The sequence below is a fragment of the Leucobacter sp. 7(1) genome, from assembly GCF_900163635.1.
Classification (GTDB): Bacteria; Actinomycetota; Actinomycetes; order Actinomycetales; family Microbacteriaceae; genus Leucobacter.
This window is the reverse complement of record NZ_FUID01000029.1, coordinates 17,029-27,727: the sequence shown is the minus strand read 5'-3', so window position 1 is coordinate 27,727 and position 10,699 is coordinate 17,029. Positions and strand designations below refer to the sequence as shown.

The following is a 10,699-nucleotide window of genomic DNA, read 5'->3' as shown; positions in this document are numbered from 1 at the left end:
AGGGGTCGTTTCGCGGTGTAGGGGTCGTTTCGTGGCCCACCGTCTGGGGGCGAAGCGCCGATCATTTGCAGATTCCAGTGGCGAAATTCGCGCCCGTTCGTTAAACTTGAGTCATCACCACTCAAGTTTGCGGTGGTCGTGATCCAGGCTTTCGGATTCCCACCGCAACGCACTGCGAACGGAAGGGACCCACATGCAGGCAAACTGGCAGCCCGCCCAGGGCGAGGGCGAACAGTCCGCCCTCGAGCAGTTCGGCATTAACCTCACCGAGGTTGCCCGCTCTGGCAAGCTCGACCCCGTGATCGGCCGCGATTCGGAGATCCGCCGCGTCAGCCAGGTGCTGACCCGGCGCACCAAAAACAACCCCGTGCTGATCGGGGAGCCCGGCGTCGGGAAGACCGCCGTTGTCGAGGGCCTCGCCCAGCGCATCGTCGCGGGCGACGTCGCCGAGTCGCTGAAGGACAAAGAGCTGATCTCGCTCGATATCTCTGCCCTCATCGCGGGGGCGAAGTATCGGGGCGAGTTCGAAGAGCGCATGAAGGCTGTGCTCGCCGAGATCAAGGAATCCGACGGCAAGTTCATCACCTTCATCGACGAGTTGCACACGCTCATGGGCGCGGGCGGCGGGGAGAGTTCGGTCGCGGCATCGCAGATGCTGAAGCCGATGCTCGCCCGCGGCGAGCTGCGCCTCATCGGCGCGACCACACTCGACGAGTACCGCGAATACATCGAGAAGGACGCCGCCCTTGAGCGCCGGTTCCAGCAGGTCTACGTGGGTGAGCCGTCGGTCGAAGACACGGTTGCGATCCTGCGCGGCTTGAAAGAGCGATACGAGGCGCACCACAAGGTGACGATCGCGGATTCGGCGCTGATTGCGGCCGCGGCCCTCTCGGACCGCTACATCACGGCCCGGCAGCTCCCCGACAAGGCGATCGATCTGATCGACGAGGCCGCGAGTCGCTTGCGCATGGAAATCGACTCCGCCCCCATGGAGATCGACGAACTGCGTCGCGCGGTGGATCGGCTGAAGCTCGAAGAGCTCGCCCTCAAGAAGGAAAAAGACGATGCGTCCAAGGAGCGCCTCGCGAAGCTCCGCGAGGATCTGGCGCTGAAGCAGGCCGATCTCGACGTGCTCGAGGCCCGGTGGGAGCGTGAACGCGCCAGCCTCAACCGGGTGGGCGAGCTGCGCGAGAAACTTGACCAGCTCCGCATGGCGGCCGAGGTTGCCCAACGTGAAGGGCAGCTCGAGAAGGCTTCGAAGCTGCTCTACGGCGAGATCCCCGTGATCCAGAAGCAGCTCACCGAGGCCGAGAATGCCGAGGCCGCGGGCGATTCGGGCGACGAGCCTCGCATGGTGAACGATCAGGTGACCGACGAGGACATTGCAGGCGTTGTCGCTGCCTGGACGGGGATCCCCGTGGGGCGCCTCATGCAGGGCGAAACCGAGAAGCTGCTGGCGCTCGAATCCGAGCTGGGCAAACGCTTGATCGGGCAGTCCGACGCGACCGCTGCTGTCGCCGATGCGGTGCGGCGCACGCGCGCCGGGATCGCGGATCCGAACCGGCCCACAGGGTCGTTCCTGTTCCTCGGGCCCACGGGCGTCGGCAAGACCGAGCTTGCCAAAGCGCTCGCTGAATTCCTCTTCGATGACGAGCACGCGATGGTGCGCATCGACATGTCCGAGTACGGGGAGAAGCACTCCGTCTCGCGGCTCGTCGGTGCCCCGCCCGGGTACGTCGGCTACGAGCAGGGTGGCCAGCTCACCGAGGCAGTGCGGCGCCGGCCGTACTCGGTCGTGCTGCTCGACGAAGTTGAGAAGGCGCACCCGGAGGTGTTCGACGTGCTGCTGCAGGTGCTCGACGATGGTCGGCTCACTGACGGCCAGGGACGCACTGTCGATTTCCGCAATGTGATCCTGATCCTCACCTCGAACCTCGGCAGCCAGTATCTGATTGATCCCGAGCTGGCCTGGTCCGAGAAGGAAGACGCGGTGCGCGAGACCGTGCGGCGTTCCTTCAAGCCTGAGTTCATCAACAGGCTCGACGAGATGGTGATCTTCCATCCGCTGTCCGAGGGCGACCTTGCGCAGATCGTGGAACTCTCCATCGACCGGATGCAGGATCGACTCTCCGATCGACGCCTCACGCTCGCGGTGACTCCCGCGGCGCGGAGCTGGTTGGCCTCGCGGGGCTACGACCCGATCTACGGGGCGCGGCCGCTGCGACGGCTGATGCAGAAGGAGATCGACGACCGCCTCGCGCGTGCGATCCTCTCCGGGGAGGTGCGCGACGGTGCTGCGGTGCGAGTCGACGTGGCCCCCGACGGTTCGGCGCTTGAGCTGGCGGTTATGCCGGAGGCATAACGCAAGGCATAACGCAAGGCAACACGGCGGGGCCCGGGCAATTCTGCCCGGGCCCCGCTGCCGTGTGTGCGGGACCTCGTGGGGCACCCGACTCAGAGTGTTACGAAATGGTAACGGAATCCGCTAGGCTGTCCACACCTCGCGCGCCGACGCGCGAAGAGCGGAGGCGCGATGCGAATCTCACCGTACGGCCTGCGCGCGATTCGTGTCGGAGTGCTCGCCTGGCTCCTCACCACGGTTCTCGTGGTTGGCTTCGGAGCCACACCCCACGCCGATGCCGCGAGCACAATGCAAACGCACGGCGCGCTGCAACGACACGAGCAGCTCGGGATCATCGCTCACCGCGGTGCTGCGGCGCTGGCCCCCGAAAACACGCTCGCCGCGATGCAGATCGCCTTCGCGCAGGGTGTGGAGTTCGTGGAGACCGATGTGCACCTGACCGCAGACAAGGTGCCGGTTCTCATGCACGACCCCACGCTGGATCGCACCACCGCCGGATCGGGGCCGGTTGCATCCCACACCCTCGCCCAGGTGCAGGCGCTTGAGGCGGGCAGCTGGTTCGATCCGGAGTTCGCGGGTGAACCCGTGCCCACCCTCGACGCCTTCCTCACGGACCTCAAGGCCGCGAATGTCCGCGCACTCATCGAGCTCAAGGGGGAGTGGGGCGTGGCGGATCTCGCGGCAACGTCCCAACTGCTGCGCGACCGTGGCATGGTGAACCGGGTCGCGCTACAGTCCTTCGAACTCGACACGCTGACCGGCCTTGCGGAGCTCGCCCCGGAGTTTGCGCGGATCATGCTCACCCGCGAATGGGATCGCGGCACCGTCGCGCTCGCCGCAGAGCTACAGGTATCGGCGGTGGGTGCACGCGCTGCGCTACTCGACGAACGTCCGGAGCTGATCGCGGAGATTCAACGCGTGGGGATCGGCGTGCTTGTCTACACCCTGAACTCGACCCGTACCTGGAATGAGGCGGTGACGCGGGGCGTCGACCTTGTCATTACCGACGACCCGATCGCGTTTGCGACCTGGCGGGAGTCCAGCGGGGATCCGCCAGCTGAACTCCCGCCGCAGCAGTGAGTTATACCAGAATGCTCAGTGGCTGCTCGATGAAGCGCTGGAACTCCTTCAGGAAGCGAGCCGCGACGGCCCCGTCGATCGCGCGATGGTCCGCGGAAAGCGTGACCCGCATGACCGACGCAATCCCGACCTGGCCTTCCGTTACGACGGGCGTCTGGATCGCAGCGCCGACGGCAAGGATTCCGGCTTGCGGCGGGTTCAGGATTGCCGAGAACTCGGGGATCCCGAACATGCCAAGGTTGCTGACGGTGAAGGTTCCGCCAGCGAGCATCTCGGGCCGAATCCGATTCTCTCGAGCAGCCTGCGCATAGTCGCGCGTCTGGTGAGAGATCTCACTGAGACTGAGCGACGCAACGTTGTGGATGACGGGGGTGACCAGTCCGCCCTCGGTCGCAATCGCGACCGAAACGTTCACATCTGTGAAGCTCAGGAGTTCGCTGTCCGTCCACATGACGTTGGCCTCGGGAACAGCGACGAGCGCTTGCGCCGTCGCTTTCACGATCAGGTCATTGACCGAGATGCTCGATTCCCGGGTCGCGTTGATCTCCGCGCGGAGTGCGAGGAGCGCATCGACCCGGCAGTCCACGTTCACATAGTAGTGCGGCACGGTGGTCTTGCTCTCGGTGAGCCGGCGCGCAATTGTCTTGCGCATTCGAGTGTGCTCGGCCCGCGTGTGGTCGGGGAGCGCATCCGACACCGCGGTCGGTGCGGCCGGGGCCGCCGTCTGGCCGGCGGGCGACGGGGCGGCAGAAACTGCAGCCACCTGGGCGGGGGCGGAGGCAGGGGCCGCGGCGAGTGCGCGCTCGATATCGCGACGCACGATCCGGCCCGAGGGCCCAGAACCTACGAGCGACGTGATGTCGAGGCCGTGTTCGCGGGCCATGCGCCGTGCGAGCGGGCTTGCGAAGCGCTGCGCCTGCCCGTTCCCCTGCCCGCTCGTAGGGTGTTGCGCCGCAGGAGCCGTGGGGGTGGCAGGAATCGCAGGGACCGTAGGGGCGGCAGGAGTGGGCTGCGTGGCCTGGTCGACCGCGGGGGTGGGCAGCGTCAGGGTGGTGAGTGCACGTTCGACATCTGCTGCGGTGTCGCCCTCGCCGCTCAGGACCGCGATGGGATCACCGACGGTGACACTCGTGCCCTCGGGAATGAGCAGCTTCGCCACGACGCCGGTGTGCTCGGAAGCGAAGTCAACCACCGCCTTTTCCGTTTCGATCTCGGCGAAGGTGTCTCCGGTCGCGACGGTATCACCCTCCGCGACTGACCACGTGGCGACTGTCGCCTCGGTCACGTTCGCGAGCACCTCCGGCATGTACACAACTGTTGCCATGAGTTACGCCTCCCGAATCTTGATGTTTGCGTTGGCGGCCACGCGCTTGAGACCGTTGAGCACGTCGGCCTCGTCAGCGACTGCGGCGGCCTCGAGTACCTTGGAGATGCTCGGCGACGCCTCGCTGCCGTGGACGCGCTCGATCGGCTGATCGAGGTAGTCGAAGAAGCGGCGTTGAATCTCGTCAGCAAGCCAGCCACCATATGACGTACCGAGTGCGCCCTGCTCGACGATGAGGACATTGCCAGTCTTTCGGACGCTTTCGCCGATGGTGTCCCAGTCGATGCTTGCGCGGTCGAGCCAGCGGAGGTCGATGAGATCAGCACTCACGCCAGCGCGCTCAATGGCGGCTGCGGCAACCGCCACCATGTTGAGGTAGCTGATGACCGTCACGTCCGACCCCTCACGACGGAGCGCTGCTTTGCCGATCTCGATGTGGTAGTCGAAATCGGAGGTCGGCGCTTGGCCGGTCGCGGCGTAGAGGTCGATGTGCTCAATCACCACCACGGGGTCGTTGAGCTCAAGAGCGGCGTTCATTAGGCCGATGTAGTCAAACGGTGTGGCGGGTGCAACGATGCGCCAGCCCGGGTTGGTCGCGAATACGCCCGCCGGATCCATCAGGTGCTGTGATCCGTATCCGGACCCCATCGCGACCTTCGAGCGGAGCACGAACGGGACATCGTTTCCACCGCCAAACATGTGTCGTACTTTGCCGACCTGGTTGAATAGCTGGTCAGCAGCTACCCACATGAAGTCTGCATACATGAATTCCACGATGGGTCGGTACTCGCCCTCGAGGGCGATCCCGAGTCCGAGCCCGGTGAAGGCGTTCTCGCTGATTGGGGTGCCGAGAATCCGATCAGGGAAACGCTCCTTCAGCCCCTTGGTCGCGCCGTTCGTGCCTCCGTTGAGGCGGTGCACGTCCTCACCCATCACCACGACGTCACCGTGCTGCTCCATGCGGTGTCCGATGACGCCTGAAATCACGTCGATGAACCGCGTTTCAGCGAGCTCGCCGGCAAACGTGTCCTCCTCCTCGACGCGTGCGGTGGCGAGCTCGGAAGCGTCCCCCCGGATTCCTACGTCGACGAAACTCGGCTCCGGCCACAGTGAGTCAATGATCTTCCGCTTCCCGTCGGGGAGAGACTCGGTGAGTGCCGCGGCCGACTGGCGCACTGCTGCCACGGAGCGCTCGCGCAGCTGGTCCGCCTCTGCCTGGGTGAGCTGACCGAGCTTGATCATCTCTGACTCCATCCGAAGGATGGGATCGCGCTCTCGCCACTCGGCCTCCTCCGCCTTGGAGCGGTAGCCAAAAGCACTTCCTGGGTAGGGGCCGTTCTGGTGGAAGTACCGGTACACGTCCGCCTCGATGACCACCGGGCCATTCCCGGTCCGGAGGTACTCTTCGGCCTCCTGCATCGCGAGGTGGACGGCGAGTGGGTTCATCCCATCCACCTTCCAGGACGGAATCGCGAAGCCGAGGCCACGGGCGCTCAGCCGGGCTTCGGCCGTGGCCTCGGCGACGTGGGTAGAGACGGCATAGCCGTTGTTCTCGATGAAGAACACGAGGGGCAGCTTCCACGCGGCCGCCAGGTTCATTGTCTCCAGAACCGATCCAATGTTGACGGCACCGTCTCCGAAATAGGTCGCCGTCAAATCCCCGGTTCCGCGCTGCAGCTGCGACCAGGCGTTCCCGGCCGCCATCGGGACGCCGCCGCCGACGATTGCGTTCGTGCCGAGAGCTCCCGCTTCCCACCACTGCAGGTGCATGGAGCCGCCCCTGCCCTTGCAGTAGCCGTGAGCAAGCCCCAGGATTTCGGCGAGGGTGCGATCGAGGACTTCTTGGATGGGGGCCGAGACTTCGGCGAGGGGGGAGATCCCCTCGCTGCTGACGAAGCTGAATGCCTTGGCGAGGAACTGATGGTGGCCGCGGTGAGAGCCGTTGATCGCATCAGTCGGGCGCATTCCCACGATGGACCCCACGGCCCCGCCCTCCTGCCCAATGCTGGAGTGTGCGGGGCCGTGCACGAGGCCCTCTCCAGCGAGCTCGAGTACCTGTTCCTCGAAGGCGCGGATGAGGTGGAGCTGGCTCAGCATGGTGCCGAGCAGGGCCGGGTCTGCGTTCTTCCAGTCTGCCGCAGTGGTGTGCAGCTCGACCCACGCCTCTGCGGGCGAGAGGCGAATGTTCTTCGTCATGTGAATTCCTTAGCGATGGGTGGCTTGAAGGAGGCTCCGGCCTCGACGCCGAAACCGGGTGTCCGAGGCGCAAGAACTCCGTCAAGGCAGATCAGACACTCATATTGTATCCAATCTATTCGAAGCGTGAGCGCTTTTCGGGGAATAGCTCGGGAAAGTTCTCACTCCGCGGGGGCTCTTGGATCCCATAGCTTGACGGGCGGGTGTTCCTCTTCGTAGCGCTTGCCCTCCGGAAAGCTCACGAGCTCGAACTGCATGCCCCAGGGGGAGAGGAAGTACACCCAGCGCTGTCCGGTGGAGTGGGCGGAGCTCGCCGTCGGTGAGCCGAGTACGCGGATGCCCTCAGCGCGGAGGTAGGCGACGGCCTCGTCGAGGTCGTCGACGTAGAAGCCCAGGTGGTGTCCGCCGATGTCGCTATTGCGGGGCTGTTGCTGCGGCGGATCGTGGGGTTCGTACTCGAACACCTCGAAGTTTGAGCCATTCTTGCAGCGGTAAAAGTGGAGGCGGCGCATGACCGTCCGGGGGTGCACGTTGAGATGTTCCTGCATCCAGTCGTCCTCGGACTGGAAGGGGCCGAGTGCGTAGATCAGGTCGCAGCCGATAATGCGGGTGAAGAAATCGTGTGCTTCGTCGAGGTCCGGCACGGTGAATCCAATGTGGTCAGTGCCGCGGAGTGCTGGAAGGGCCATTATTGCGCTTTCTTGTGGTGGGGAAACGAAAGTGCCCGGGCCCAGTAGGGCCCGGGCACTGCGCCGGGTGGGGTTACTTGATGACCACGGGATTTACCGGGGCACCAGTGCCCCGATAGACCTTGAGCGGGCCGGCCGCGTAGAAGAAGTCCCACTGCCCGTCGGCGGCGCAGTCGTCAGCGAGCTTGTCCAAGAGGAGGATCTCCGCGAGGGTGACTCCGAGGTTGCGCATCAGTGCGCTGTGCAGCGGGAGGACGACGCCGGACCCCGGCTCCACCGTGACCTCGTTCGCGATGGTGTCAGTGCACAGGTTTGGGATCTCCATGTCCTGGAACCACTGGATGAGTTCGGGGGTGTAAGTAAGCCCAGGCTCCAGGAAGTCGCGATAAAATTCCTCGGCGGGCGTGTAGTAGAAAGACCCGATCCAGCCTGTGCGAATGAGAAGAATGTCTCGTTTCTGAATCGTGACTCCCTGTGCCGCAGCTGCTGCAAGCAGATCCTCGTGTGTGAAGGTCTCTCCTCGACCGAGAACTTGCTTGCCGCGGTGCCGTGCCATGTCGATGAGCACGGCGCGGCCAGCGATCCCCTTTTCAGCGATGGGGAGAATGCTGGCCTTCTTGAGGCCGCCAGTGGTGGTTTCGGCCGGAAATCCATTCCAGATGTGATCGCCGTACCAGACGTGACCTAACGCGTCATACTGAGTGCTGCCCTGAAGCGGCATTGATATGTGATCGTCGGAGTCTTCCATCCCCCCGGCATAGTCGATGCCGTTGCCATTGAGGAAGTCACTGCGATCGCGGACCTGGAAGCGCTGGGCGAGGGGCCGCCCTGGCCAAATGGGGTCTCCGCCGGGGAGACCAATAGGGACCCCGAGGGTGAAGACCTTGCCGGAGCGGATTGAGGCGGCCCCCTTGAGGATAACCTCCGGGGTGAGGTAGTTCAGCCCACCGACCTCGTCATCATCGCCCCACTTGCCCCAGTTCTTGGGGGAGCCCTTCAGAAGCTCGCTGATGTGCAGCTGTTCAGCCATGCCGTTTTCTCCTTTATGCATATCGTGCAAAACCATACTCAGAGACCGGCGGCGAGCTCGCTGCGGATGTGCTGCGAAGGCTTCGTTGCGATCACTGAAATTCCTTTACGTATTCAATCACACTATTCACACTTCATGCACCTACGTAATCATGGGAGTTTTTCCGTCTCAAGTGAGCCAAAGCTGATCTTTCTTATTAGATATCAAATACTGATATAAAAGCAACATGGTGAAATTCGCACAAAGGAGTGGAAAACGTCATGAACAATGATTCTCAGCAGACTGTTGCAGAGGCGATTGCCGCTGCGCTTCAGCGGCACGGAGTAACGGAAATTTTTGGTCAGAGCATCCCGGCACCTGTGGTGCAGGCTGGCGAGGACCTGGGGATTCGTCAGGTGTTTTACCGCACCGAGAATGCCGCTGGCGCGATGGCCGATGCCGCGGCGCGGTTGCGCAATCGCATCTCTGTCGTAGCCGCGCAGAATGGGCCGGCCGCGACGCTGCTCGTCGCGCCAATGGCGGAGGCCCTCGCCGCCTCGGTGCCGCTCCTCGCCCTGGTGCAGGATGTGCCCGAGCGTGACCGGGATCGAAACGCGTTTCAAGAGCTCGACCATTTTGCGCTGTTTTCCGGGGTGTCAAAATGGACGCGACGGATTGAGACGCCAGAGCGCGCCATCGACTATGTCGATATGGCCATTGCGGAGGCGACGAGTGGTCGGCCCGGCCCGGTCGTGGTGTTGATTCCCCGCGATCTCATGACGCTTCCCGCCGCGACGCTCCCCCATCCGCGGACGCATCGCCTGGGGCACTTTCCACTCGATCGGATGCGCGCCGAGCGCGAGGCCATTGCCGAAGCCGCGACCGCGCTCGCGGAGGCAGAGCGGCCAGTGGTGATCGCGGGTGGCGGGGTGCACCTCTCAGGTGCGGTTGACGCGGTGGTCACCCTGCAGGAGCTTGCGGCGGTACCGGTTGCGACGACGAACATGGGCAAAGGCTCGGTGTCTGAGCTTCACGAGCTCTCGCTCGGCGTCGCCGGAAACATCGCCGGGGAGTACGGCCCAGCGCATGGCGCGCTCGACCTGGTCACGAAGGCTGACCTGATCCTGCTCATCGGCACGCGCACGAACGAGAACGGGACGAACGGGTGGACGCAGTATCCGAGCGCTGCTCGAATCCTGCAGATTGATATTAGCCCCGACGAGCCCGGCCGCACCTACGAAGCGCTTCGCCTCGTGGGTGACGTTCGGGCCACCGTTGACGAGCTGATCGCCGAGCTTCGCCTTCGCGACTTGGGGAAACGGCACGGCCAGCGCGCCAAGATTGCCGCGCGAATTGCGGCCGGGAAGCGGGCGTTCCGCGAGCGCAACCGTGACCGAATGAGCGAAAACGATGTGACGCCGTTGCGGCCGGAGCGGATGCTTGCCGCCCTCGACGCGCAACTCACCGGAGACGATATCGTGGTGACCGACGCGAGCTACTCCTCGATCTGGGCCACCGGCTTTTTGACCGCACAGCAGCCCGGGCAGCGGTTCATTGTGCCCCGGGGAATCGCCGGCCTGGGGTGGGGGCTGCCGTATGCGCTGGGCGCGAAGGTCGCGTTCCCGGAGCGACGCGTGATTGCGATCGTCGGTGACGGTGGGTTCGCGCACTGTTGGAGCGAGATGGAAACGGCAATTCGCGAGGACCTGCCGGTCACCGTGATCCTCCTCAATAATTCCCGACTCGGGTTCCAAGCGAACTACGACATGTTCGTGTGGGGGAGGACGTCAAGCGCGGTCGAGTTCGCAGACGTCGACCACGTTGCGGTTGCGCGCGCGTGCGGGGCGAACGCGATCAGGGTCGAGCACGCCGAAGAGCTTGACAGCGCCTTGGCAGTGGCTCTCGCTGCAGACCGCATGACTCTCATTGATCTCGTGATCGAACCCAATGCCTTTCCGCCGGTATCCGCCTGGGACGGCGCCGGCGATCGTGTGATCGCGCCCGTGCCCGCAGTGCGGCCCGGCGCAGGCAGAGCGTAG

The 10,699-nt window shown here is 64.4% G+C and carries 7 protein-coding genes; 3 read left to right on the top strand and 4 right to left on the bottom strand.

All coding sequences use genetic code 11. The features are described 5' to 3' along the window. The first annotated feature begins 193 nt into the window (after positions 1–193). On the top strand, positions 194–2,362 hold the full coding sequence (locus FM113_RS07015; RefSeq protein ID WP_087012942.1) for an ATP-dependent Clp protease ATP-binding subunit: 2,169 nt from the start codon (positions 194–196) through the stop codon (positions 2,360–2,362). Positions 2,363–2,533: 171 nt separating this feature from the next. Next, entirely contained in the window at positions 2,534–3,442 is a 909-nt protein-coding gene (locus tag FM113_RS07010) for a glycerophosphodiester phosphodiesterase family protein (RefSeq protein ID WP_087012940.1), read from the top strand. Between the two features lies 1 nt (position 3,443). Here FM113_RS07010 and FM113_RS07005 read toward each other — a convergent pair whose 3' ends face one another. From FM113_RS07005 to FM113_RS06990, 4 genes are all read right to left on the bottom strand, one after another. Further along, the gene (locus FM113_RS07005) at positions 3,444–4,766 is read right to left on the bottom strand and encodes a dihydrolipoamide acetyltransferase family protein (protein WP_087012938.1); all 1,323 of its coding nucleotides are present in this window, start codon (positions 4,764–4,766) and stop codon (positions 3,444–3,446) included. Positions 4,767–4,769: 3 nt separating this feature from the next. Continuing rightward, on the bottom strand, positions 4,770–6,962 hold the full coding sequence (locus tag FM113_RS07000) for a thiamine pyrophosphate-dependent enzyme (protein ID WP_087012936.1): 2,193 nt from the start codon (positions 6,960–6,962) through the stop codon (positions 4,770–4,772). A 161-nt stretch (positions 6,963–7,123) separates the two neighbouring features. Further along, on the bottom strand, positions 7,124–7,651 hold the full coding sequence (locus tag FM113_RS06995; RefSeq protein WP_087012934.1) for a VOC family protein: 528 nt from the start codon (positions 7,649–7,651) through the stop codon (positions 7,124–7,126). Between the two features lie 73 nt (positions 7,652–7,724). Further along, the gene (locus tag FM113_RS06990; RefSeq protein WP_087012932.1) at positions 7,725–8,681 is read right to left on the bottom strand and encodes a cyclase family protein; all 957 of its coding nucleotides are present in this window, start codon (positions 8,679–8,681) and stop codon (positions 7,725–7,727) included. A gap of 260 nt (positions 8,682–8,941) precedes the next feature. Here FM113_RS06990 and FM113_RS06985 point away from each other — a divergent pair, with 260 nt between their 5' ends. Further along, positions 8,942–10,699, top strand: coding sequence for an acetolactate synthase catalytic subunit (locus FM113_RS06985; RefSeq protein ID WP_087012930.1), 1,758 nt, complete (start codon positions 8,942–8,944; stop codon positions 10,697–10,699).

Excerpts from the sequence above, each read along its gene's own strand:
- FM113_RS06995 (WP_087012934.1), bottom strand. The coding sequence starts at position 7,651 with ATGGCCCTTCCAGCACTCCGCGGCACTGACCACATTGGATTCACCGTG.
- FM113_RS06990 (WP_087012932.1), bottom strand. The coding sequence starts at position 8,681 with ATGGCTGAACAGCTGCACATCAGCGAGCTTCTGAAGGGCTCCCCCAAG.
- FM113_RS07010 (WP_087012940.1), top strand. The coding sequence starts at position 2,534 with ATGCGAATCTCACCGTACGGCCTGCGCGCGATTCGTGTCGGAGTGCTC.
- FM113_RS07005 (WP_087012938.1), bottom strand. The coding sequence starts at position 4,766 with ATGGCAACAGTTGTGTACATGCCGGAGGTGCTCGCGAACGTGACCGAG.
- FM113_RS07000 (WP_087012936.1), bottom strand. The coding sequence starts at position 6,962 with ATGACGAAGAACATTCGCCTCTCGCCCGCAGAGGCGTGGGTCGAGCTG.
- FM113_RS07015 (WP_087012942.1), top strand. The coding sequence starts at position 194 with ATGCAGGCAAACTGGCAGCCCGCCCAGGGCGAGGGCGAACAGTCCGCC.
- FM113_RS06985 (WP_087012930.1), top strand. The coding sequence starts at position 8,942 with ATGAACAATGATTCTCAGCAGACTGTTGCAGAGGCGATTGCCGCTGCG.